Here is a 24,693-nt window from a genome sequence, read left to right on the forward strand (position 1 = left end):
AAGAAAAGGCGGCAGTTTTCACTGCCGCCTTGATCAGAAACGGAACCTGCGTAGCTTACAGTCCCTGTGCCGGCATCACGCTAGGCGCAGGCGTCGGGTCACTGGGCTTGTCATCTTGCTTAGGCGTAAAGCTGGAGCCCGGCTTGGGTGGACGCGGCGAATTGCCATCCATGATGTCGTTGATCTGGTTGGCATCGATGGTTTCCCATTCCAAGAGCGCAGCCGTCATCGCCTCGACCTTGTCGCGATTGTCTTCCAGCAGCTTGCGCGCCAGCGCGTACTGCTCGTCGATGATGCGGCGAATCTCGGCATCCACCTGACGCATGGTCTCTTCCGACATATTCTTGTGCGTGGTCACCGAACGGCCGAGGAAAACCTCGCCCTCGTTTTCGCCATAGACCATAGGCCCCAGACGGTCCGACATGCCGTAGCGCGTCACCATATCACGCGCCATTTGCGTGGCACGCTCGAAGTCGTTGGAGGCACCGGTCGTCATCTGGTTCATGAACAGCTCTTCCGCGATGCGACCACCAAACAGAATGGCGATCCTGTCCATCAGATAACCGCGGTCATAGGAGAAGCGATCCTGTTCCGGCAGCTGCATGGTCACACCCAGCGCACGACCGCGCGGGATAATGGTGACCTTGTGCACAGGGTCAGACTTGGGCAGCAGCTTGGCCACCACCGCATGACCCGACTCGTGGTAGGCCGTGTTCTTCTTCTCTTCCTCGGTCATCACCATGGAGCGGCGCTCGGCGCCCATCATGATTTTGTCCTTGGCCGATTCGAGGTCTTCCATATCCACCAGACGCTTGTTGCGGCGCGCGGCAAATAGGGCAGCTTCGTTGATCAGGTTGGCAAGGTCGGCACCGGAGAAGCCCGGCGTACCACGCGCAATCACCTCGGCATTCACATCGGCAGCGATCGGTACTTTGCGCATATGCACGCTCAGAATCTGCTCGCGGCCACGAATATCCGGCAACGGCACCACTACCTGGCGGTCAAAACGCCCCGGACGCAATAGCGCAGGGTCAAGCACGTCCGGACGGTTGGTCGCGGCGACCACAATCACGGTGGAGTTGGTTTCAAAACCATCCATCTCGACCAGCAACTGGTTCAGCGTCTGTTCGCGTTCATCGTTACCGCCACCCACACCGGCGCCACGCTGGCGACCCACGGCATCGATTTCATCGATAAAGATGATGCATGGCGAGTTCTTCTTGGCCTGCTCGAACATGTCGCGCACACGCGCCGCACCCACGCCGACAAACATTTCGACAAAATCGGAACCGGAAATGCTGAAAAACGGCACTTTGGCTTCACCGGCGATGGCCTTGGCCAGCAAGGTCTTACCGGTACCCGGCGAGCCAGCCAGCAGGATGCCGCGTGGAATGCGGCCACCCAGGCTCTGGTAGCGGGTCGGATCCTTCAGGTAATCGACAACCTCTTTCACCTCTTCCTTGGCTTCGTCGCAACCGGCCACGTCCACGAAAGTGATGGTATTGGTTTCCTGATCCAGCATGCGCGCCTTGCTCTTGCCGAACGAGAAGGCACCACCCTTGCCACCGCCGCCCTGCATCTGGCGCATAAAGAAGATCCATACACCGATCAGCAGCAACATAGGGAACCAGCTGACAAAGATGCTCATCAGCATCGATGGCTGCTCTTCCGGCTTGGCACCGAAGCGCACATTGTTTTTGACCAGATCATCGACCAGGCGATAGTCAAATGGCGCAAAAGTACTGAAGGCCGTACCGTCGGTACGCTTACCCTTGAGCCATTGTCCGCGCAGCGGATCGCCTTCTATCGTCAGTGATTGCACCTTGCCCGACTCGACATCGCTGACGAACTGCGAATACTCGATCTGGTTCTGGGTTTCCTGACGCTTATTGAACTGGTTGAACACAGTCATCAGCACCAAACCGATGATGACCCAGATGGCGATATTCTTGCCTATGTTGTTCACGCGAGCCGACTCCTTTGTGCCCTGACGGTTATGCCTGAATAGCTGTTTTGATTGTAATCTGACCAGACGCCAATGTCAGCGCCGGCCTTTACCTAAAAGGTAAATTTCGGTAGATCTGTCACGCGATGCCTTGGGCTTGCGCGATACCACTTCGCTGAAAACCTCCCGCATCGCCTTGAGATAGGGCTGGAATTCGCTGCCCTGAAACACTTTGACCAAAAAATTACCGCCGGGACGCAATTGCTCGCGGGCAAATTCCAAGGCCAGTTCGCACAGATGGAAGCTTCTGGCCTGATCCATGACGCTCATGCCGGAGATATTGGGGGCCATATCCGAAATTACAAGATCCAATGCACGCCCATCCAGCAAGTCGACGAATTGATCCAGTACCTCGTCCTCGCGAAAATCACCCTGAATGAATGATACGTCAGCAATGGCATCCATAGGCAGGATATCCAGCGCGAACACCTTGCCCTTGTCGCCGACAATGCGCGAGGCTACCTGCGACCAGCTGCCCGGCGCCGACCCCAGATCGGCCAAGACGGTGCCGGGACGGATCAATTTGTCCTTGTCGTTGATCTCGATCAGCTTGTAGGCCGCGCGGGCGCGATAGCCATCCTGCTTGGCCTGATGTACCCAGTGATCATTGACATGTTCGGACAGCCATTGGTTACTACTCGTACTTCTCTTCATTTTTCAAACCTGTCATTACAAGCGGCGGTCACGGTAAAAAGCGGTCTGAAACGGCCAAGTGACTGTTTATCTGCCATTTTCAGCGTATTGTTCGGGCAAAAAGTGGAAGTTTTTAGTAGAATCCCGTTTTGCTTCGGAAGCACTACCATGAAAATCGAACTTTCCACCTTCGAGCGCACCTACCTTAAGGGTCTGGCGCACCAAATTTCTCCTGTTGTCATGATAGGCAACAGCGGGCTGACCGAATCGGTCATGCGCGAAATCGCTATCAGTCTGGACGCCCACGAGCTGATCAAGATCCGGGTACAAGGCGATGACCGCAATGCGCGCGTTGCACTGTACGAACAGATCTGCAATGACCTAGATGCCGCACCGGTACAACATATCGGCAAGCTGCTGGTTCTGTGGCGCCCGTCGGACAAAGAGCGCATTGTCTTGCCCAAGAGCAAAAAAGCACTCAAGGCCATGCCTTGATTGTTGCCCTGGCTCAAGGCTAAAGAAAAAAGCGGTGGCTTGCCACCGCTTTTTTCATAAGTACTGAAGCGGTCTAGCTGTCGCGCCTGAGCACATAAACCAAGGCTAACAGGCTTTGCACCAGATAGATCAGGCTGGAAATAGCGTGCCAAGTGGCGAAACCGCCACCAAACACCCCTTCGGCCGCCTGATTCACCGAAAGTTTCAAATCGGCAATAATAGGCGATACGGCAAAATGGTTGATCACGGTACACAAGAGCATGCCGAACAGCAGCCAGAATGTGCCCGCCTTCACGCCGCGCGCACCGATGCGCCACACATAATCGGCCAGCAGAAAGACGCCGCACACCAAGCCCACCCAGGCAAGATGGCTAAACAGCTTGCCCGCCACCATGCCGGCCGTCACCTTGTCCAGCATGGAAAACAGTACCGGCGTGACCAACAGGCCCAGTATCCATATCCCGCCAACCCAGAACGTCTTTGTTACCGCGCGCAAACCATCCATGCCCACCCCTTTATCCAGAATCGACAGCAAAACGCGCCCCAAAGAGCGCGCCGGTTTTTTTAGATATATTTGACGTCGAGTATCTCGTACTCGCGTATGCCGCCAGGCGCCATTACCTCGGCCACATCACCGGCTTCCTTGCCGATCAGTGCGCGGGCAATAGGCGAGTTGACCGAAACCTTGCCCACCTTGATATCCGCCTCGTCGTCACCCACGATCTGGTAGGTCACTTCGTCTTCGCTCTCAAGATCCATCAGCTCGACGGTCGCGGCAAACACCACACGGCCTTCGGCATCCAGCTCCTGCGGATTGATAATCTGGGCATTGGAGAGCTTCCCTTCCAGCTCGGCGATACGGCCTTCAACAAAAGCCTGACGCTCTTTGGCTGCATCGTATTCGGCGTTTTCCGACAGGTCACCGTGCGAACGTGCTTCGGCGATGGCCGCAATCACATCCGGACGCTCCACGCTTTTCAGGCGCTGCAGCTCTTCTTTCAGCAGCTCCGCACCGTACACAGTCAACGGGACTTTAATCATTCTTTTCTCCACTGGCGGCCCTGCCGCCCTCAACAAAAACACAAGCCGCCGTCCTCAGGACGGCGGCTTTGCGGATAGATTTTTCCGGATTGTACCGGCAAAACGCATACACAACCAAGCATTGCACGCGTTTTGCCGGCGGAAAATCAGCGTTTGATGCGGGCGTGCAATTCCTGCAGGCTGTAAATACCGAAATCATCCAGCTGCAGACCAACACACAAGGCCTGGGCACCGGCCAGTGTGGTCGACTGCGGGATACGCGCCTGCAAGGCCGAACGGCGGATGGAGTGGCTATCCTGAATCGCCTGACGCTTTTCGTCCACCGTATTGATCACCAGCGCGATCTCGCCGTTCTTGATCAAGTCAACGATGTGCGGACGCCCTTCGGCCACCTTGTTCACCACCTGCACGATCAGGCCGGCATCCGACAATACCTTGGCCGTGCCGCGTGTGGCGCAAACACCAAAACCCAGTCTTTGCAGCTCGCGCGCCACTTCGACACAGCCGTTTTTGTCACCGGCACGCACCGACATAAACACCTTGCCGGTACGCGGCAGCTTGTCGCCGGCCGCCAGCTGACTCTTGACGAAAGCTTCGGCAAAGCTGTTACCCACGCCCATCACTTCGCCGGTCGACTTCATTTCCGGCCCGAGAATGGTATCCACCCCCGGGAACTTGATAAACGGGAACACCGCCTCTTTGACCGCGTAGTAAGGCGGAATCACCTCGGCGGTAAAGCCCTGCTCCACCAGCGAGATGCCGGCCATGGCGCGTGCGGCAATCTTGGCCAGCGGCGCGCTGGTCACCTTGGAGACGAAAGGCACGGTACGACTGGCGCGCGGGTTCACTTCCAGCACATAAATGGTATCGCCCTGAATCGCGAACTGTACATTCATCAGGCCGACCACATTCAAGGCCCGCGCCATGGCGATGGTCTGGCGGCGAATCTCGTCCTGTACCGCTGGGAACAGGCTGTAAGGCGGCAAGGAGCACGCCGAGTCGCCCGAGTGAACACCAGCCTGCTCGATATGCTGCATGATGCCGCCGATGACTACATTCACGCCGTCGGACACACAGTCCACATCGACTTCGATCGCGTCGTTCAGGAAGCGGTCAAGCAAGACCGGGCTGTCGTTGGAAACCTTGACCGCCTCGCGCATATAGCGCTCGAGATCGGCCGGCTCGTGCACGATTTCCATCGCACGGCCACCCAGCACATAAGACGGGCGCACCACCAGCGGATAGCCGATCTCTTCGGCCAGACGCATGGCATCAGCCGGCGTACGCGCCGTGCGGTTCGGCGGCTGCTTAAGCGCCAACTCCTGCAACAGTTTCTGGAAACGCTCGCGGTCTTCGGCCGCATCAATCATGTCGGGGCTGGTGCCGATAATCGGCACACCGGCGGCTTCCAGCGCACGCGCCAGTTTCAGCGGCGTCTGGCCGCCATACTGCACAATCACGCCGAACGGCTTTTCGACATGGCAGACTTCCAGCACATCTTCCAGCGTCAAGGGTTCGAAATACAGGCGGTCCGAAGTGTCGTAATCGGTGGACACGGTTTCCGGGTTGCAGTTGACCATAATGGTCTCGAAACCGGATTCGCGCAGCGCCAGTGCCGCATGCACGCAGCAGTAGTCGAACTCGATGCCCTGACCGATGCGGTTAGGTCCGCCACCCAGCACCATCACCTTTTTATTATTGGTCGGGCGCGACTCGCACTCTTCCTCATAGGTCGAGTACATATACGCGGTATTGGTGGCGAATTCGGCCGCGCAGGTATCCACACGCTTATACACCGGACGGATGCCCAGCGCCCAGCGCTTGGCGCGTACCCCCGCCTGATCGGTGTCCAGCAGCAACGCCAGGCGCCGGTCGGAGAAGCCCTTGCGCTTGAGGCGGAACATCTCGCCATGCGCCAGATCCTCGATACGGCGGCCACGCAAGGCCTGCTCTTCGCCTACCAGATCTTCGATCTGGGCAAGGAACCACGGGTCGATCTTGCTGATGGCAAACACATCATCACGGCTCAGGCCGACACGGAAGGCGTCAGCCACATAGAGGATGCGGTCCGGCCCCGGCGTGCCCAGTTCGTGGCGTATGGTTTCTTCGCTGCTCGTTTGCTCGTCAAAACCGGACAGACCGGTCTCCAGACCGCGCAGCGCCTTTTGCAGCGATTCCTGCAAGGAGCGGCCCATCGCCATCACCTCGCCCACCGACTTCATCTGCGTGGTCAGCCTGTCGTCGGCCAGCGGAAACTTCTCGAAGGTAAAGCGCGGGATCTTGGTCACGACGTAGTCGATAGACGGCTCGAACGAGGCCGGAGTCGCGCCGCCGGTAATGTCGTTTTTCAACTCGTCCAGCGTGTAACCGACTGCCAGCTTGGCGGCGATCTTGGCGATCGGGAAACCGGTCGCCTTGGAGGCCAGCGCCGACGAACGCGACACACGCGGGTTCATCTCGATCACGATCATTTCACCGTTGTCCGGATTGATCGCGAACTGCACATTGGAGCCGCCGGTATCCACCCCGATCTCGCGCAATACCGCGATCGAGGCATTACGCATGATCTGGTATTCCTTGTCGGTCAGCGTCTGCGCCGGCGCGACGGTGATGGAGTCGCCGGTATGCACGCCCATCGGGTCGAAGTTCTCGATCGAGCAGATAATGATGCAGTTGTCGGCACGGTCACGCACCACCTCCATCTCGTACTCTTTCCAGCCCAGCACCGATTGCTCGATCAGCAACTCATTGGTCGGGGACGCCTCGAAACCGCGCTCGCAGATGGCGAGGAACTCTTCGCGGTTGTAGGCAATACCGCCACCAGAGCCACCCATGGTAAAGGATGGACGAATCAGCGTCGGGTAGCCGACCTTGGCTTGCGCCTCCAGCGACTCTTCCAGCGTATGGCAAATAAAGGACAACGGGCAGGACAGGCCAATCTTGGCCATCGCCTCTTTAAAGCGGCCGCGGTCTTCGGCCTTGTCGATCGCGTCTTCCGATGCGCCGATCAGTTCGACCTGGTATTTCTCCAGCACGCCGTGGCGCGACAGATCCAGCGCGCAATTCAGCGCAGTCTGCCCGCCCATGGTCGGCAGGATGGCATCAGGGCGCTCGCGCGCAATGATTTTTTCCACCACCTGCCACGAGATCGGCTCGACATAGGTGACGTCAGCCATCTCCGGGTCGGTCATGATGGTGGCCGGGTTGGAGTTGACCAGAATGACTTTGTAACCTTCTTCGCGCAGCGCCTTGCAAGCCTGTGCGCCGGAATAGTCGAATTCACACGCCTGCCCGATGACGATGGGGCCTGCGCCTATGATAAGAATGCTTTTAATGTCGTTACGCTTGGGCATAATGCTCTCTAATTATTCAGGTATTCAGTTGAGTCCCGCGCTTGCCAGCTTGGCGCCAAAGCCTAAGAACATGAGCCCCACGCCGCCACTGGCGGCACTGGCCAGCCGGCGCCGGGCCCGGAATGCTGCGGCCAGATGGTTACCGGCCATAATCAGTACGGCCAGATAGCTCATGCTGCACACTTGCAGGATCGCGCCCAGTGCGGCAAAGGTCAGCACCGGATAGGCATAGCCCGGGTCGACGAACTGCACAAAAAACGACAGAAAAAACAGGATGGCCTTGGGGTTCATCAGGCTAATGCTCAGCGCGCGCTTGAACGGATTTTTTGCGTCCGCGACCGCGGGGGCCAATTCGGCCTCGGGTGCAGGCGTGGGCTTGCGCCAGCCTTGCCACGCACCTTTGAGCATATTGAGCCCTATCCACGCCAGATAGGCGCCGCCGCTGTACTTGAGCAGCACAAACAGCATGGGGTTGGCCTTAAGCAGACTGGCCGCCCCGGTCGCTGCCGCCAGCATCAGGATCGCATCACCGACAAAGACCCCCAGCGCGCCCTGAAAGCCGGCACGCACCCCGCGCTGACCAGCGACCGACAACACATATAGCGAGTTGGGCCCCGGCAACAGGATGATGAAAATCGTCCCGATAAGGTAGGTCAGCGGATCGGTAATGCCCAGCATCTCGGCCTCCTGTCTCTGTCGCTTAGTCTTGTGCGTCCATCGCCGCGGTAAAGCGGTCGAACAGATAAGCCACGTCGTTCGGTCCCGGGCTCGCTTCCGGGTGCCCCTGGAAAGAGAAGGCCGGACGGTCGGTCAAGGCAATACCCTGTACCGTGCCATCGAACAGCGAACGGTGGGTCACGCGCACATTGGCCGGCAAGCTGGTTTCATCCACCTGGAAGCCGTGGTTCTGGCTGGTAATCATCACGCGGCCGGAGTCGAGATCCTGCACCGGATGGTTGGCGCCATGGTGACCGAACTTCATCTTGCTGGTCTTGCCGCCGGCAGCCAGCCCGAGGAGCTGATGGCCCAGACAAATGCCGAACACCGGTGTGCGCGTGGCCAGAATGTCGCGGATGGCGGCAATGGCATAATCGCAAGGCTCAGGGTCGCCCGGGCCATTCGAGAGGAACACGCCATGCGGGTTCAGTGCCAAGACTTCGGCAGCCGGCGTTTTGGCCGGCACCACGGTCAGGCGGCAGCCGCGCTCGGCCAGCATGCGCAGGATGTTGTGCTTGACGCCAAAATCGTAGGCCACCACGTGATAGCGCGCTTCGCCCTGCTCGCTATAGCCCTCGCCCAGACGCCATTCGCGTGTGCTCCATTTATACGGTGCGTCGCAGCTGACCACTTGCGCCAGATCCTGTCCGGCCATGGAGCCGAAACCGCGCGCCAGTTCGATGGCGCGTGCCTCATCGATTTCACCAGCCATGATACAGCCGGCCTGTGCACCGCCTTCGCGCAGGATACGGGTCAGGCGGCGGGTGTCGATGTCGGCGATGGCCACCGTCTGATTGGCCTTGAGGTAGTCCGACAACGAAGACTCGGCGCGGAAATTGCTGTGCAGCAAGGGCAGATCGCGGATGATCAGGCCGGATGCAAAAACGGCGCCGGATTCGGTATCTTCCGAATTGGCGCCGACATTGCCGATATGCGGGTAAGTCAGAGTGACAATTTGTTTGGTGTAGGACGGGTCGGTCAGAATTTCCTGATAACCGGTCATGGCGGTATTGAATACCACTTCGCCGACGGTATGACCGACAGCACCGATAGCTATACCCTTGAAGACGGTGCCGTCAGCGAGGGCAAGAATGGCGGGTACGGTAGACACAGGCTAGCTCCTGAATGATTGTTGCAGATTCTTTATCGTTTTTATGTAGTGAACGGGACGCAGCCTTAAGCTTGTCCCGTTTGGTTAAACCTGCCCATCATACCTATATTGCATTGCAATATGCAAGCATCAAACACCTGTTTGAACATTCCAGCTGACGCGATCCGGCCCGGAAGGCCGGCCCAGCATCAACATCAGCGGACGCAAAGCCAGATAAGCATCAGCGCTGCTACTGGCTGATCCGCCAAAATCAGGCAGTTTGCCCGGCTGCCATTGCCCTTGACCATCAATCTGCAAGGGTCCGGATAAAGTCTGCAGCTTCAGGCCCAAAGCCGGCCCTTGCCCATTCACCTGCAACTGGTAACTGCCAAAGGGGCGGATACGTGTCAAAGGCGATGCTGCGCCCAGCCAGCTAACGCGCGCACTACCGCTAAAACCATCACGGCCATGCGCCAGGCTTTGCAATTCCAGCTTAAGCAAGCCGCCCAGACGCGCGGCGCGCCAAGTGTCGGACAAACCGGCAATGGCGGCCACCGGCAGCGAGAGGCTGATATTGTCCAGCTGCCAGCTGCTTGGCGTCAGCCGTAGCGACCCTGTGCCGGCATCCGTGTGCAAGCGCCAGCCCAAAGCGCCTTTGAACAAGGCAAGCGGGTCGAACTGCCAGGCAAGGCGGCTCATTGCCAGCACCGAACCATCCTCGGCGACAAACACCGGCCGCCCCTGCCCCGACCATAGCGTGCCCTGCACCTCGCTCAACTGCCAGCGCGACTGGGTCAGATCACTTAGCGGCACGGATAGCCAAGAGGCCGGCAGTGCGGCCAGCGCGCCAAGCAGCAAGACCGGCACAGCCAGCAGCCAGCTCCAGCACCGCTTCATGCGCGCCCACCGCCATGCACCAGCACCGCATCCAGCTTAACCATGCCCGGCGCCGTCGATGCCGCCGTTTTCATGCGCAGCACGCGCACCTGCTGCAAAGCCAGTTGTCCGGCAAAGCCCAGCCAGGCATCAAAGGGCAACTCCCCGCTGATACGCACGCCCTGCTCGCCCTCGGCCGCCAGCGTCCAAGATCCGGGCAAGGGCTGCGCTTTGGCACTGCGCTCGATCAGCGTCTGCAAATCGGCGGCATTCAGTGTCGCGACCAGAGGCTGGCGTTTTAACGCATTAGCTTCGGCCATCAGCTTGCGGTCAAATACGAGCTCAGCCTCCAGACGCGCAACCTGACTACGGGTTTTTACGACATAACGGCTGGCCGGCTCCCATAACAGCAGATAAGCCATGGCCAATAGCAGCACAGCGCTCATCACCCCCAGCATGCGCTGCTCGCGCAATGTCAGCTGTCGCCAGCGGGCAAGCAGCGTTTTTTTCCACGCGTGCATTTTATGGCTCCCTCGTCAAAATCCACTCGCGCACCCCGCCTTCGCTGCGCCGGACATTCAGCAGCACGCCGCTGCCGGCCAACTGCTGGCGATAGCGCTCGAATGCCTCGTCCGGTAAGGCCGGTGCGCGCAGCTGTACCCGTCCGCCCTCCGTTTCCAGAGCACTCAGGCTTAGCGTATTACCGGCCACTTCACCCAGCCTGGCCATCAGATAAAGCGCATCATCCCGTACCGCCTGACCGCGCTCGGCGCGCAGATTATCCACTACGCGCATCAGCGGCAAAGCCGTCGCACCGGGCAGGGCCTGCGCCCCAAGCACAGGCTGGGTCAGGCTGCGAATCTCACTGCTCAGGCTGTGCTTGCGCCAAGCCAGCCAGCTAGCCTCCCCCAAGAGCAGGGCCAGTTGGCCGGCAAACAGCAGCGCCAGAATCACGCCACTTTTTTTCAGGGCCGGCGCCCATGCCCGCCACAGGCGGCTGGAGGCCAGCTCACCCTGAGCAAAATCATAAGGTGAAGCCATGCGCCCCTGCTGCCAGCCGGCCGCCGCTTCGCGCACCAGCGCGACCTCAGCTAAGGCGGCCACCTCACCACACAGGCGCTGCAGCTCGGGAGCCCCCTCGCCAAGCAGACGTGCCGCCAGCGCATCGCCCACGGCACCCTGCGGCAAGACGCAAGCCTGAGTATGCGAGCGGCGCACGATGCGCCCACTGGCACAGTTTGCCAACAACCACTGCCCCGGCAAGGGTTCGGGCAGACACATCTCCTCCGGGACAATACGGTCAGGCGCGCGCCCTAACTGCTTGAGCATGGCTACCGCCCGGCGCAAGGCAAATGCTTCGACCACCGCCACGGCACTGAGCCCTTCCTCCATGCCGCCGATGGCATAGAGATTGGCCGCAGGGTCGCTGGCCAGCTGCTCTTCCAGCGCAAAACCGGCGGCGGCAAGCTGGCGCTCGCGACTTGCCTGCGGCAGTTTGACCCGGGTAAACAGCGTCAGGCCCGCAGGCAGAATCAATTCGGTGCTATTGCTTGCAGGCCAGTGCGCAGGCGAATCATCCCCCATGCCAAGGCATTCACCGCTGGCGGCAATCAGTGCCCAAGCCAGGCCCGGTTCACTATCCGGCCAGCTTGGGCGCAACATCAGTCTAAGAACAGTCATGGTGTTTCTGTCGGTGAAGGGGGACTACCGTCCAAAGCACGCGAGCCGGCAAGTAGCCGTCCATCCTCGCGCCACACCAGCCGGGCAGTCAATTCGTTACGAAAAATCAGCGCGGCCACACTTAAACGCACGGCCGCCTGACGCACCTCGCTTTGCAGCAGGAAATAACGACTGCGCGTCGCCAGTGCAATCCCTTCCGGCAACTGGGCCCGCGCCGGCAAACGGGCGCGAAAATCCGCCTCGTCGATAAAATGGTTGTCGATGCGCTGATTGATCAGGCCTTGCAGTTCGCCGGCGTTCACGCCCTGCACCAGCGCACGCATCAACTCGGGGCTGGCCGTGTTGACATTGATCGCTGTCGCGGCGCGTTCCGGCAGCGCTACCACATGTGGGCTCAAGCGTGCCAGCACCTCGGGGCGATAGCCTTGCACCCAGGCCAATTGCCCGGCACGCGCAAGCGGTGCATTGGGCGCGCGATAAGCCGGACGCAGCGCCAGATAGTCGCCCGACTCGGCGCCGCCCTCCCGCTTGTCATCATCCGCATCCAGATAATCGGCCAGACTGTCGGCAAGCTCGGGCGGCAGTTTGAGCTCGGCGAGCAGACGCCGGTACAGCGCAAGTTGCGGCTCTGAAACCACGCCGCCCTGCACCAGATTATTCAGGTTGAAGCGTCCCTGCGCATCGCCAAGCGTGCCGCGCACATCCACGCCCTGCGCATCGGTTTTGGGCAGCGGCTGGGCCCATAGTTCGGACAAGCTATCCACCGACGAGGTCTCCCCGTCGTAACGCAGGATCTCCACCGCCCAAGCCAGGCCGCCATCGGCCACCAACCGGGTCTGCGCGCGCGCGCGATCGTTATCGACCTGGCGCAACCACAAGCCCTGCTGCCACAACACCAGCGCCGAAACGGTGGTCGCCAGCGCCACAATCAACAGCGCCATCACCACCGCCATCCCCTCCTCGCCCCGCCTCATGGCAAGCTCCAGACACGGCGCACACGCTGGCCGCCAGATAGCGTCACCGTCATCACCAGCGCTCGCGCGTCCAGAGCGCCGCCATCGGCCAGCGGCCAGACTTCGCTCTCGTTCCCGTCCGCCAGCATCACGCTAAAGCGGGTGCGGCTGCCCGCATCCAGCAGGCGCAACGGCAGGATTTCCTTATCCAGTCCGCCAAGCGTAGCGCTCCACAGCAAGCCGCTATCGTCGGCCTGATAGTGGCGCAGCTCGCGCCCCTCGGGGCTTTTGCTGCTATAGCCCGCCAGTTGCAAATGCTGCTTGCCGTTTTCGCTTTGCAGCTGCAAAGCCGGACTCGCAGAATCCTTACCCGCATTTTCACGCGTCAGGCGACCGACATCGGACTCAACCCGCCGCATCACCCGCGCGAGGCCGACCCATTCATCCGACAGGCTGACCAGATGCTCGCGCGCAAGCAAAAGCGATGAGAAAGCCTTGTAACCCAGCACCGATAAAATGGCCATCAGGCTCATCGCCACCAGAATCTCGATCAGGGTCATGCCGCGCTCGCGTAGGGCCATCAGCGCGGCCTCTGCACGAAGCCGGTCAGCTCGGCCAGGGTGTAGTTTGCCCCGTCAGCCGGCAGAATGCGGATCACCACCCGGCGGAAATTGGGGTTAGGCGTGCCGCTGACATCGCGCTGCCAGCGCAATGCCGCTTGCCCGGCTTCCGGCTTGATCTGGCCTGAGCTGCCGCCCACCTCGGGCCATTCGCGCAAGGCCTTGATGGTTTCCAGGCGGTTTTGCGCCTCCCAAGTCGCCAGCATGCGGGTGCGTAGCGCCTCGCTATTGTCGGCAGCCAAACCCGCCGAGCGCAGCAGGGCTGTCAGTGCGATGGCCAAGATGGCCAGCGCGACCAGCACTTCAAACAGGGTAAACCCGCGCGCCGGCTTCATGGTGAAGCCTCGGCACCTGCGTCTTCCACCCGGGCAAAACCCAGCGGCGACAGCCACACTTCCAAACGCCGGCCACCCGCTAGCAACGGCAACACCAGCTCGCTGGCACGCCCGTCCTGCCACAGCGGCAGCACCTCGCCGGGCTTGGCATCCTCGCCGTCTATGCGCGCGCGGCCCGATTCTATGCCCTGCGGCCAGCGCCGCTCGGCAAAGAAGTCCTCGCCGGTCTCGACAAAACGCCCGTCATCGGTCTGGCGGCGAAAGCCATAGCCCTCGCGCGTCCACACCAGCACCAGCGGGTCACCCATTTCGGCGGCATCGGCCGCCTGCTCGACCACCCGCGACAGGCGCAGCGCCTCGTCCCCCATCACCCGGTGCGTGTCCGGCGCCAGCGACAAGGTCACCATGGTCGCCAGTATGCCGACGATGACCAGCACCACCATGACTTCGATCAGGGTGAAGCCGCGTACACGCTGCATGCCCAAGTCTTACTGCTGCCAGTTGCCGATATCGCCGTCTACCCCCTCGCCACCGGGCTCGCCATCGGCACCCAGACTCCAGATATCGATCTCGCCATGCGTGCCGGGGCTGGCGTACTGGTAAGGGTTGCCCCACGGATCCATAGGCAGGCGCTCCAGATAGCCGCCGGGCTTCCAGTTTTTCGGCAATGGCGCAATAGTGGGCTTTTCGCTTAACGCCTTCAGCCCTTGCTCGGTGCTCGGGTAGCGGGTGTTATCCAGCCGGTACAGCTTGAGCGCCTGATTCATGGCATTGATATCCTGCTTGGCGGCCACCGCGCGCGCTTCGTCCGGCCGGCTCATCACCTTGGGCACAACCAATGCAGCCAGAATGCCGAGAATCACGATCACCACCATGATTTCGATCAGGGTGAAACCGCCTTGCGTACGTCTTTGCATATTATTTCCTTAGGTCTTGAATTCGTTGCGACCATGGCGCAGCTCAGCGCACCATCTGGTTCATGTCGATAATCGGCAGCATAATGGCCAGCACGATAATCAGCACCATGCCCCCCATCAGCAGAATCAGCAATGGCTCCATCAGCGTGGTAAAGGTCGACACGCGCCGCTCGACCTCTTGTTGCTGCTGCTCGGCCGCACGCTCCAGCATGGCGGCCAGCGTACCACTGGCTTCACCACTGGCAATCAGATGGATCAGCACCGGCGGAAACTGGCGGCTGGCCGCCAGCGCCCGCGACAAGGGCACACCCTCGCGCACCCGCGCCGTCGCTTCGCTTAAGGCCTCCTGCATCGGCATCAACCCGACCAGACCGCGCGCAGTTTCCAGCGCCGTCAAGAGCGGCACGCCGCTGCCGGCCAGAATCGCCAGCGTGCTGGCCATACGCGCCGTATTAATGGCACGCAACATGCGCCCGATCAATGGCAGCGAAAGCAGGCGCTGATGCACCCTGCGCCGGAAGGCATCCTGCCGGAGCGCCCGCCACCAAGCAAAGCCGGCCAAGGCCAAGGCCAGCAATAATGCCCAGCCCCAGTGACGCAAAAAGTCGCTGCTGGCCACCAGCATGCGGGTCAGTAGCGGCAGCGTCTGCTTGGTCTGGATAAAAACCGTCACCACCTGCGGCACCACATAAGTCATCAGCCCGGCCACCACCAGCATCGCCACCACGGTGACTACGGCCGGGTAAGCCAGCGCCAGCGTCACCTTTTGCTGCAAGGCCTGGCGCTTGACCAGATAGTCGGCCAGACGCGCCATCACCGTATCCAGATGGCCGCTTTGCTCGCCGGCCTTAACCAGGCTGATATAAAGCGGGCCGAATACTGCCGGCAAACGCGCAAGCGCCTGTCCCAGACTCTGGCCTTCCATAATATCGCCGCGCAAGGCCGACACCACGGCGCGGGTACGGGCGTGTTCGCTTTGCTCGGCCGCCGCCATCAACGCCTTTTCCAGCGGCAACCCGGCCATCAGCAAGGTAGAGAGCTGCTGGGTAAACAGCGCAAGTTCGGCATTGGGCAGGCGCTTGTGTACCGTCCCCGTTTTGCCGTTCTCGGCTTCGATCTGCAACAAGGTCAGCCCGCGCTCACGCAAGAGCGCGCGCGCCGAGCGCGCCGACTCGGCCTCGATCATGCCCTTTTCTTCGCCGCCCTTATCCGACAGGGCCAGATAGCGAAATGCTGCCATTGTCTAAGCCCTAGCCATTTTTGGTGATGCGCACGACTTCTTCCAGCGAGGTTTCGCCGGCGCGCACCCAGCGCATGCCATCCTCGCGCAAGGAACGCATGCCCGTCTGCAGGGCATGCTCGCGGATAGCCTGCTCGGATGCGCCCTGATGCACCATGCGCTGCAATTGATCGTCTACCGTCAGCAACTCGTAAATCCCCAGACGCCCGCGATAACCGCTCATCGCACAGGCCGGGCAACCGACCGGACGGTAATGCACCACATCCGGCTCGCCCTTAAGCGGCAAGGCATGCTGCGCCTTGCATGCCGGACACAGGCGGCGTACCAGACGCTGCGCCATCACCCCCAGAAGGGAAGACGCCAGCAAGAAGGGTTCGGTTCCCATATCCACCAGCCGCGTCACCGCGCTGGCCGCATCATTGGTATGCAGCGTAGCCAGCACCAGATGGCCAGTCAGCGAAGCCTGCACCGCGATCTGCGCCGTTTCCAGATCGCGGATCTCGCCTATCATCACCACGTCCGGGTCCTGGCGCAAAATGGCGCGCAGCGCCTTGGCAAAACTCATATCGATCTTGGGGTTGACCTGAGTCTGGCCGACGCCATCGAGCTGGTACTCGACCGGGTCTTCCACCGTCATGATATTGCTGTGGCGGGCATCCAGCCTTGAGAGTGCGGCATACAAGGTCGTGGTCTTGCCCGAGCCGGTCGGCCCGGTCACCAGCACGATGCCGTGCGGCTGACGAATCAGCCTGTCTACGGCTGACAACGTATCCGGCGCCATGCCCAGCGTTTCCAGATCGAGGCGGGTCGCATCCTTGTCCAGCAGACGCATCACCACGCGCTCGCCATAGCTGGTCGGCAGCGTCGACACCCGCACATCCACCGGCCGGCCGGCCAGGCGCAAGGAGATGCGGCCATCCTGCGGAATGCGTTTTTCGGCGATATCCATCTGCGCCATGATCTTGATGCGCGACACCAGCGCCGCATGCAGCGCACGGTGCGGGCTGGCCACATCGCGCAAGCTGCCGTCCATACGAAAACGCACCAGCGAGCGCTCTTCGAATGCTTCGATATGAATGTCGGAAGCCTGCTCGCGTAAAGCCTGGGTCAAGAGCGCATTAATCATGCGGATAATCGGCGCATCGTCCTCCGCTTCCAGCAGGTCTTCCACCGCAGGCAGCGAATCTATCATCTGCGACAAGTCGATATCCTGGCCAATATCGTCCACCGCATCCACGCTGCGCCCGTCGGCATAAAGCGCAGCCAGGCGCCGGTCAAATTCGGCACGCGCCAGTGTTTCCAGCGCATCGACGTCGCCATACTGGCGCAATACCTCGGCCCAAGCCGCATCCCTGGCCTCGGGCGCCAACAGCAGGCGCCGCCCGCCCTCGCTTTCAATCAACAGCACGCCATTGGCGCGGGCAAAGGCATAAGGCAGCAGCGGGGTCTCGTGCAATGCGCTCATGGCTTAAGCAACGGGACTTGTTGCTGCGACTCGACCCAGCGGTCCAGCTCGCTTTTCAGGCTGCCGGCAGGCACCGCCTGCAAGGCGGTTTGCGGGTCAAACGACAGTTTTTCCGTTGCCGTCCTGCGGCTCTCCACCTGCAGGAAATCATAACGGTCACCCGCCACCGCACGCGCACGCGCGTCGTCGCGGATAATGGTCGGCTTGAGGAACACCATCAGATTGCTCTTCTTACGCAACTGGCTCTTGTATTTGAACAGATGGCCGATAAACGGGATATCGCCCAATAGCGGCACCTGATCGGCACTATCGGACACGGTCTCCTGAATCAGCCCGCCCAGCGCGATGATATTGCCGTCCTGCACCGACACCATGGTCTCGATCGAACGGGTATTGGTAATCAGGCCCGAGCTGCTGGTCACCGAATTCGGGTCGATAGACGAGGCTTCCTGATAGATTTTCATCCGTACCATGCCGCCTTCGGACACCTGCGGCGTGATCTTCAGCGTCAGCCCCACATCCTTGCGCTCGAAAGTCTGAAACGGATTAGCCGCGCCATTACTGGCGCCAGTGCTGGAGTATTGCCCGGTCAGGAACGGCACATTCTGGCCGATCACGATCTTGGCTTCCTCGTTATCCATCGTCATCAGATTCGGTGTGGACAACACATTCCCCTTGGCCTGCGTTTCCAGCGCGCGCGCCAATACCCCCAGATTCAGGATTTCGCCAATACCCGGAATATTCACCGTGCCATCGATCAAGCCGATATTCAAACCACCCGAAGCGGCCAGCTTGCCCAGGGCGCTATCCTTGCTTGCGGCATCCAGCGAAGGCGACAGTGAGGTGCCCAGAATGCTGTTGCCGGAGTTAGGGAAGTTGGTGCCGACAAAACCGCTCTTACCCGCGGCCTGCCACTGCACGCCGACTTCCAGCTTGCGGTCGGCAGCAACCTCGATAATCAGCGCCTCGACAAAGACCTGCGCACGGCGCTTGTCCAGGAGGTCGATCACCCCGCGCAGATTCTGGTACATGGTGTCCGGCACATTCAGAATCAGCGCATTATTGGCCGGATCGGCCTGCACCATGGCACCGGTGCCGGACACGGTATCGTCCTGCACCGCACTGCGCGCCCCCGAAGCCTGCGATGGCGCAGCAGAAGCGGCATAGCCGCCGCTGCCGCTGCTATTGCCCGCGAGCGCGCTTGGCGTATTGGCACCACCCGAGCTACCCGCCGACAGGCCACCGCCTTCGCCGGTCAGCAGGGTACGCAGCACCTTGGCCACCTGCACCGCCTCGGCATTTTTCAGATACACCACGCGCACATTACCGCCGGCTTGCGATGGCTTATCCAGCAACTTGAGCAGACTCTTAACCTTGCCCATGGCGCCAGGGGTATCGGCACGCACCATAATCACATTGGCACGCGCATCCGGAATCAGCGTCACCTTGCCGGCGCCCTCACCCTGCGCCTGCAACAGCTTGCCCAGCATGCCGGACAGCTCGATGGCCGAGCCGAATGCCACCGGCAGCACCGCCACATCGCCCGACGCCGCACTTTCCACCGATTCGATAATCGACTCGATGCGGCGGATATTGTCGGCGTAATCGGTCACCACCACCGCATTGCTTTGCGGCATGGCGGTGACGGTATTGTTGGGGGAAATAATCGGACGCAGCACCGGCACCAACTGGTTGGCGTTGGCGTTTTTCAGGGTAAACACCTTGGTGATCAGCCGGTCCACATCGGTACGGCGCGGCTGGCCGGCGCGCGCATGCAGCTTGGCATCAGCCTCGGGCACAATCTTCACCACCCCGCCCGCCCCCTCTACCGCAGCGAAACCCTGCATGCGCAGGCTGGACAGCAAAATCTGGTAAGACAGCTCGCGCGGCACCGGCTTGGCCGACACGATATTGATCGTACCCTTGACCCGAGGGTCGAGCACAAAGGTCTTGCCGGTGATCTCGCCTATGGCCTGCACCACCACCGGAATCTCGGCCCCGACAAAATTAAGCATCACCGGGTCGGACGGCGCAGCCTGAGCCGAACAATGGAAAGCCAACGCCACGATGGCAGCAAAACGGGCAAGTCGCATAGGAAAACTCTAGTTGGGGTTGGCGTCGATTACAGCAGCACGGCGGCCGCCAGACAGAGTACCCGGCTCGGCCTCTTTGGGCACCGCCTCCGGCACAGCAGACATACTATTTACTCCCGCTGCTGCCGCATCAGGCATAGGTGCAGGAGTAGGCGCAGAAAAATCAGGGGTCACCGGCGCAGGCGGCACAGGGGTCGGTGCCATCGTGAGCGCACCGGCCGCAGCACTCGGGCGGGCCAGCTCGATCCGGCGCTCGTTACCGTTTTGGCCGATACGGATGGCAAAAGGTAAAACTTCCAGCAAAGTCCAGCCACCGGTTTGCTGGCCGACACGCAACGGCGCCACCTTGTCGCCCTCGCCCACCAGCGCAAAATCGGTCTGTGCATTACCCGACGCATACACCCCAACCAGCGTCAGCGGCCCAGTACCTTGCGCGGCAGTCAACTCGGGGCTGACCGTCTCACCAAACCAGTGCAAAGCCGCCACCCGCCCGGCGTCCGCCGTCGGTTCGGGCAAGGACAAGGCGCGCACCTGCCTGGATGCAGGTGCCAGCCAGACAGACAGCACCGCCCCTAACCAGAATAAGGCCAGCGCCAAGGCAAGATAAGGCAGCAGACGCGGCACCCGCGCCAAAGAGCGGGAAAGATCGCCGAAACGCCAGATTTTACGTGAACGCATCAGGCTCTATTCATACCAAATAAATAATAAGATTAGACAATTCACGCTACCGGCACAAGCTGCATACCTATTACCGCTTTACACCGCATGGCAAACCAGCGCCCAGACACCGCGCGGCAGGCTACCACTAACGCGACACGCGTGCATCCGTATTTCTACGGATTGCGCAATATGCATTATTAAATAAAAATAGATAGCACTTGTGATTTAATTTAAACCACTAAAGGCGAACAGCATGAGTTTGGGTAAATTGTCGGTTACGACCGCAGCAGTCGCAGCAGCATTGGCACTCTCAGCTTGCGGAGGCGGCGGTGGGGGCTCCTCTTCCGGCCCGGTAGCGCCGCCAAGCGGTAGCAGCATTTCGGGCAAGGCCATCGATGGCTATCTGAAGAATGCCAAGGTGTGCGTAGATCGCAACGCAGATGGTGCTTGTGATGACGGCGAGCCCTCCGCCACAACCGGCGCCGGCGGCAACTACACCCTGAGCGGCGCCACAAAGGACGATATCGGCAAGAACCTGCTGGTACTGATCGGCACGGACACCATTGATGAGGCTCGCCCCGCAGATTTTAAGTTTGCCGCTCCTGTCACACTGGTGCGCCAACTCGATACCTTGCAAGGACAAATTCACATCTCGCCGCTGACCACCATGGTCGCCGCCGAAGTGGCCAAGGGTCTGGCGTTACCCGAGGCTGAGGCGAAGATTGAAAAAACCGTTCTGAACGGCAGCTCACCTTACATGGACTTCGCCGACCCTGAAAAACCAAATAAGGATGCGGGAAACAAAGCACAAGCCTTGGTCGATGCGATGGTCAGCGTATCCAAGGCCAGTGGCCCATCGTTTGACCTGACTAGTGTCCTAGCGGCAGCATCCTTGTTCACCCAGGCAAAGGGTGTCGCCAGCGACATCAACAAGGACACGGTCGAGGCAGAGAAAGACAAGATCGGCAGCCAATTACCCGCCGACGCGCTTGCCCTGCTGAAAGCAGGCGTATACGAGTACGGGGACAGTCATCGTGGCGACTCGTACGGCTATGACGATGTGTACCCTACCAAATGGCTGGAAGATGACGGCTCTGCCAAAGGGTACCGGATGTCCTTCAAGCTCAGCGAGGACGGCAAGAAGTTCACATGGCGGGATGAAGTCTTTGACAGCAGCAAATGGGTCGTCGACACACGGGACCAGCATGGCTACAAGGGAAGCTGGAAAATCCTGCAGGATGGCAGCTGGGGGCCGTTCCGCGAGGCTGGCTACGAATCCAACCAGACGTATGACGTCACGGAAATCGGCAAGGATTCCATTACGATCAAGAGCGAAGACGGGGTCCTTACCCAACTCGCCGGACTACGGGTCAAGCCGCAACAAGGTACAGCGCTGAAAGATGCCTTGCTATACGGCCGTTACACGCCCATTGCAGCCGAACTCAAACAATATATCAACGGCTCGCTTGACCAGAATGCGCTGAAAGTCTTCACCCGTGCGGTCATGCTGAACACCGACCTGGACGTTTCGGCTTGGACGTGCGGGGAAGGCAGTACTCCGGTCAAACAGCAGGGCATCGAACATTGCAACTACTTCGGCAAGCCCGATGTTGCCTATACGAGCGTGCGAGATGCCATGCACTTGCAGGACACCCAGCCGGGCGCCTACCCGGTCTGGATGTATGGAGGCCAATTCAAGTTCGAGGGCGACCGTGTAAATGGACAAGAAGGTCCGGTGACCTTCATCTACTGGGTGGACGTAGGAGATGACGCGATAAAGCCAGTGCAAGATAAGTACAGCGTCCGCTGGAAACTACGCACGATCCGTGGCCACGAACTGATCACCTTCGACATCAATGAAAGCACTTTTCCCGGCAACTACGATGATGCCGGCAGCGATGAAGTCAAGGTCATCATGCTCAACGACGGCATCCTGCAAACCGGCTTCCTCTCCGAAGAAGGATTGTTCGAAGAGATCACCGCCATCAACCACTCATACTTTGAGCAGCTGATGAAAGGCTACGACCAGATGCTGGACTACCTGCGCAACAAGCTGCGGGTTTAATTACTGGCCAGCCAGCAAAAAACGCCACGGCAAGCCGTGGCGTTTTTCATTGCACTCGAACAACGCTCAGAACAGGTGTTCCGGCCTCTCCAGCACGCTGCCGGCACCCTCAAGAATCGCGGCGGCGAGGCCTGAGACCTGCAGTAGCAGATAGTTGCCGTAACAGCATGCACTGATGATATAGGCCGACAGAAAATCAGGATCGGCACCCCTTCGGCAAGCTGCCCCTCTGCGATCAGCGCGGCGCAGCCCATTTATCTGCCACCGAGCACGCCCTTGTTTTAGGTTTTCACTCTGACTACCCGGCACCACAAAACCAAGCTGTCATTTAACCTTCATTTGCCTGACATCAGCTACGGGAATAATCCGCAGAATCCGCTTCACGACAGCCCAACGGAGTCTTCCCTGATGCAAACCTTTCATCCTGATCGCCGCCGCCTGCTACAACTACTCGCCAGCGGCCCCCTGCTTCCGCTGTCTGTCGGCGTGGGCAGCAGTGCGCTGCTCGCCGGTTGCCTGGGCGGCGGCGGTGATAGTGGCAGTACGCTGCCACCAACGACGCCGGCACCTACGCTGTCAAAAGTCCGTTTCACACCGATGGCTGCCCCCACACTGGCCGAACCGGCCCGTATGGCTTCCACCGACGTCGCCAGCGCGATGACCGTGCAGTTCAGCGATGGCAGCCAGCTGGTTCACATGCTCGCCTACCAGCCCTTCTTCGTCACCGGCGATCAGGTGCCGGATGGCAAGGGGGGCAAGCTGCTTGCTGGCGGCTATTACGACATCAGGAACCAGCCCATCCTCGACAACACACTGCCGGCTCAACCGCGACAGTTTTTCTCCGACGCGCCGGATGGCACTTCGCTGCTGACGGTGCCTGGTGCCCGCGTTGCGGGTGTGCGCGGCAACCCGGTGTTCGCCGTGGTGCAGTTCGAGTACACCACGTGGGCGCAAGACGGCAAGAGCGATATGTATGGCAAGTTGCCATCGCCCATCGCGGTACTGACGCTGGATCAAGACCCGAACACCGGAAAACTCACGCTGGTGCAATACCACAATGTGGACACCCGTCCCGCGCAAGGCTTATGGATTACCTGTGGCGCCAGCCTGTCGCCATGGGGCACCCATTTATCGAGCGAGGAGTACGAACCGGACGCATTCGGCGCCGCCTCCAGCAGCCAGTTCAAGGCATTCTCCAAGAACCTGTACGGCAACGAAACAGAAGCCAAGCCCTATCACTACGGCCATATGCCGGAAGTGACCGTCAACCCCGATGGCACCGGCAGTATCAAGAAGCATTACTGCATGGGCCGCATCTCGCATGAACTGGTACAGGTCATGCCGGACCAGCGCACCGCACTGATGGGAGATGATGCGACCAACGGCGGCCTGTTCTGCTTTGTCGCCGACAAGGAAAAAGACCTGTCCGCCGGCACGCTGTACGTGGCGAAGATCGAAGGCAGCGGGCTGAGCGCGCTGGACCCGCAAGCGCCTGCATTCAAGCTCGTCTGGATCAAGCTGGGCCGCGCCAGCAGCGCCGAAATCAAGACGCTGGCCGACACACTGCAAGCGACCGATATCTTCGAGCGCGTCACCACCGACCCGAACGATGCGACCTTCCGCAAGGTGTTTGTCAGCGGCAAAGCCGAGTGGCTGCGACTGAAGCCGGGCATGGAAAAGGCGGCCGCCTTCCTGGAAACCCACCGCTACGCAGCTTACGCTGGCGGCAGTCTTGGGTTCAGCAAAATGGAGGGCACCACCGTCAACGCCAAGGACAAGCTGGCGTACTCGGCGCTGCAGAACTGCCAGGATTCGATGGTGGTCGGCAACAGCAAGGGCTACCAGACGGGTATCGGCATCAATCTGCCGGCTCAGCTCAAGGCCGGCGCGATCCTACAACACCAACTCACTGGCGGACTGAAAGACAGCGACGGCACAGCGATCAACAGTGAATGGATGCCGGCAAACAGCAAGGTGTTGCTCGCTGGCGAAGACCTGGCAGTAGCTGACGCGCTGGGCAACACCGCCAACCCGGACAAAATCGCCAACCCGGATAACCTCAAGTTCTCCGAGAAAATGCGCACGCTGTTTATCGGCGAGGACAGCGGCCAGCATGTGAACAACTTCCTGTGGGCGTACAACATCGACAGCAAGGCGTTGTCACGGCTGATGTCGATACCGGCCGGCGGCGAATCGACCGGGCTGCATGCGGTCGACGAGCTCAACGGCTGGACCTACATCATGAGCAACTTCCAGCATGCCGGCGACTGGGGTGCCATCCACAACACGGTAAAGGCCACGCTAGACCCGCTGATCAACAGCAACTACAAAAACAAGTTTGGTGCGGCGGTCGGCTATCTCACCGGAGAGGTAACGCAAATCAAACTGGCCAAATAAGGCATAGGCCAGAAGATAAAAACGCCACGGCAAGCCGTGGCGTTTTTTGCAGCGGAAC

Annotated in this window: 22 protein-coding genes; 3 read left to right on the forward strand and 19 right to left on the reverse strand. The window is 60.3% G+C overall.

Features of this window, described 5'->3' with window-relative positions; genetic code table 11:
- Window positions 1-55: 55 nt before the first annotated feature.
- Window positions 56-1,966, reverse strand: a complete 1,911-nt coding sequence (ftsH, locus tag M3P88_RS09325; RefSeq protein ID WP_349629052.1) for an ATP-dependent zinc metalloprotease FtsH — start codon at window positions 1,964-1,966, stop codon at window positions 56-58.
- Between the two features lie 75 nt (window positions 1,967-2,041).
- A complete protein-coding gene (locus tag M3P88_RS09330) occupies window positions 2,042-2,659 on the reverse strand; it encodes an RlmE family RNA methyltransferase (RefSeq protein ID WP_249615780.1) in 618 nt (205 codons plus the stop codon).
- 147 nt (window positions 2,660-2,806) lie between these two features.
- On the opposite strand from M3P88_RS09330, the gene M3P88_RS09335 reads away from it, so the two are divergent.
- Window positions 2,807-3,133, forward strand: coding sequence for a YhbY family RNA-binding protein (locus tag M3P88_RS09335; protein ID WP_124735164.1), 327 nt, complete (start codon window positions 2,807-2,809; stop codon window positions 3,131-3,133).
- 73 nt (window positions 3,134-3,206) lie between these two features.
- Here M3P88_RS09335 and M3P88_RS09340 read toward each other — a convergent pair whose 3' ends face one another.
- The 17 genes from M3P88_RS09340 to M3P88_RS09420 form a co-directional block, all read right to left on the reverse strand.
- Entirely contained in the window at window positions 3,207-3,638 is a 432-nt protein-coding gene (locus M3P88_RS09340; protein WP_249615781.1) for a DUF4149 domain-containing protein, read from the reverse strand.
- Between the two features lie 59 nt (window positions 3,639-3,697).
- Window positions 3,698-4,174: a transcription elongation factor GreA gene (greA, locus tag M3P88_RS09345; protein WP_124735165.1), complete on the reverse strand. Its 477-nt coding sequence runs from the start codon at window positions 4,172-4,174 to the stop codon at window positions 3,698-3,700.
- A 146-nt stretch (window positions 4,175-4,320) separates the two neighbouring features.
- A complete protein-coding gene (gene carB / locus M3P88_RS09350; protein ID WP_249615782.1) occupies window positions 4,321-7,527 on the reverse strand; it encodes a carbamoyl-phosphate synthase large subunit in 3,207 nt (1,068 codons plus the stop codon).
- A gap of 24 nt (window positions 7,528-7,551) precedes the next feature.
- Window positions 7,552-8,205, reverse strand: a complete 654-nt coding sequence (gene leuE, locus M3P88_RS09355; protein ID WP_249615783.1) for a leucine efflux protein LeuE — start codon at window positions 8,203-8,205, stop codon at window positions 7,552-7,554.
- Window positions 8,206-8,227: 22 nt separating this feature from the next.
- Window positions 8,228-9,355 carry a glutamine-hydrolyzing carbamoyl-phosphate synthase small subunit gene (gene carA / locus M3P88_RS09360; protein ID WP_249615784.1) on the reverse strand — a complete coding sequence of 376 codons (1,128 nt, stop codon included), beginning with the start codon at window positions 9,353-9,355 and terminating at the stop codon, window positions 8,228-8,230.
- 129 nt (window positions 9,356-9,484) lie between these two features.
- Window positions 9,485-10,231: a type II secretion system protein N gene (locus tag M3P88_RS09365; protein WP_249615785.1), complete on the reverse strand. Its 747-nt coding sequence runs from the start codon at window positions 10,229-10,231 to the stop codon at window positions 9,485-9,487.
- Entirely contained in the window at window positions 10,228-10,731 is a 504-nt protein-coding gene (locus M3P88_RS09370) for a type II secretion system protein M (RefSeq protein WP_249615786.1), read from the reverse strand. Before M3P88_RS09370 ends, M3P88_RS09365 begins: the two co-directional genes overlap by 4 nt.
- 1 nt (window position 10,732) lies before the next feature.
- Entirely contained in the window at window positions 10,733-11,890 is a 1,158-nt protein-coding gene (gspL, locus tag M3P88_RS09375; RefSeq protein ID WP_249615787.1) for a type II secretion system protein GspL, read from the reverse strand.
- The gene (gene gspK / locus M3P88_RS09380) at window positions 11,887-12,864 is read right to left on the reverse strand and encodes a type II secretion system minor pseudopilin GspK (protein ID WP_249615788.1); all 978 of its coding nucleotides are present in this window, start codon (window positions 12,862-12,864) and stop codon (window positions 11,887-11,889) included. The genes gspL and gspK overlap by 4 nt, the downstream gene beginning before the upstream one ends.
- On the reverse strand, window positions 12,861-13,424 hold the full coding sequence (locus tag M3P88_RS09385) for a PulJ/GspJ family protein (RefSeq protein WP_249615789.1): 564 nt from the start codon (window positions 13,422-13,424) through the stop codon (window positions 12,861-12,863). The genes gspK and M3P88_RS09385 overlap by 4 nt, the downstream gene beginning before the upstream one ends.
- Complete coding sequence (gene gspI / locus M3P88_RS09390) at window positions 13,424-13,798, reverse strand: type II secretion system minor pseudopilin GspI (RefSeq protein ID WP_249615790.1); 375 nt, start codon at window positions 13,796-13,798, stop codon at window positions 13,424-13,426. Before gspI ends, M3P88_RS09385 begins: the two co-directional genes overlap by 1 nt.
- Window positions 13,795-14,277, reverse strand: a complete 483-nt coding sequence (locus tag M3P88_RS09395) for a prepilin-type N-terminal cleavage/methylation domain-containing protein (RefSeq protein WP_249615791.1) — start codon at window positions 14,275-14,277, stop codon at window positions 13,795-13,797. The genes gspI and M3P88_RS09395 overlap by 4 nt, the downstream gene beginning before the upstream one ends.
- Before the next feature lie 9 nt (window positions 14,278-14,286).
- Window positions 14,287-14,715 carry a type II secretion system major pseudopilin GspG gene (gene gspG / locus M3P88_RS09400; protein WP_249615792.1) on the reverse strand — a complete coding sequence of 143 codons (429 nt, stop codon included), beginning with the start codon at window positions 14,713-14,715 and terminating at the stop codon, window positions 14,287-14,289.
- 43 nt (window positions 14,716-14,758) lie between these two features.
- Window positions 14,759-15,955, reverse strand: a complete 1,197-nt coding sequence (gene gspF / locus M3P88_RS09405; RefSeq protein WP_249615793.1) for a type II secretion system inner membrane protein GspF — start codon at window positions 15,953-15,955, stop codon at window positions 14,759-14,761.
- A gap of 10 nt (window positions 15,956-15,965) precedes the next feature.
- On the reverse strand, window positions 15,966-17,420 hold the full coding sequence (gene gspE, locus M3P88_RS09410) for a type II secretion system ATPase GspE (RefSeq protein WP_249615794.1): 1,455 nt from the start codon (window positions 17,418-17,420) through the stop codon (window positions 15,966-15,968).
- Window positions 17,417-19,513, reverse strand: a complete 2,097-nt coding sequence (gspD, locus tag M3P88_RS09415; protein WP_249615795.1) for a type II secretion system secretin GspD — start codon at window positions 19,511-19,513, stop codon at window positions 17,417-17,419. Before gspD ends, gspE begins: the two co-directional genes overlap by 4 nt.
- A gap of 9 nt (window positions 19,514-19,522) precedes the next feature.
- Complete coding sequence (locus tag M3P88_RS09420; protein WP_249615796.1) at window positions 19,523-20,191, reverse strand: type II secretion system protein N; 669 nt, start codon at window positions 20,189-20,191, stop codon at window positions 19,523-19,525.
- A 235-nt stretch (window positions 20,192-20,426) separates the two neighbouring features.
- On the opposite strand from M3P88_RS09420, the gene M3P88_RS09425 reads away from it, so the two are divergent.
- Complete coding sequence (locus M3P88_RS09425) at window positions 20,427-22,238, forward strand: hypothetical protein (RefSeq protein WP_249615797.1); 1,812 nt, start codon at window positions 20,427-20,429, stop codon at window positions 22,236-22,238.
- Between the two features lie 408 nt (window positions 22,239-22,646).
- Window positions 22,647-24,635, forward strand: a complete 1,989-nt coding sequence (locus M3P88_RS09430; RefSeq protein ID WP_249615798.1) for a PhoX family protein — start codon at window positions 22,647-22,649, stop codon at window positions 24,633-24,635.
- The last annotated feature ends 58 nt before the right edge of the window (window positions 24,636-24,693 follow it).

The organism is Craterilacuibacter sp. RT1T (assembly GCF_023502145.1).
GTDB lineage: Bacteria > Pseudomonadota > Gammaproteobacteria > Burkholderiales > Chromobacteriaceae > Craterilacuibacter.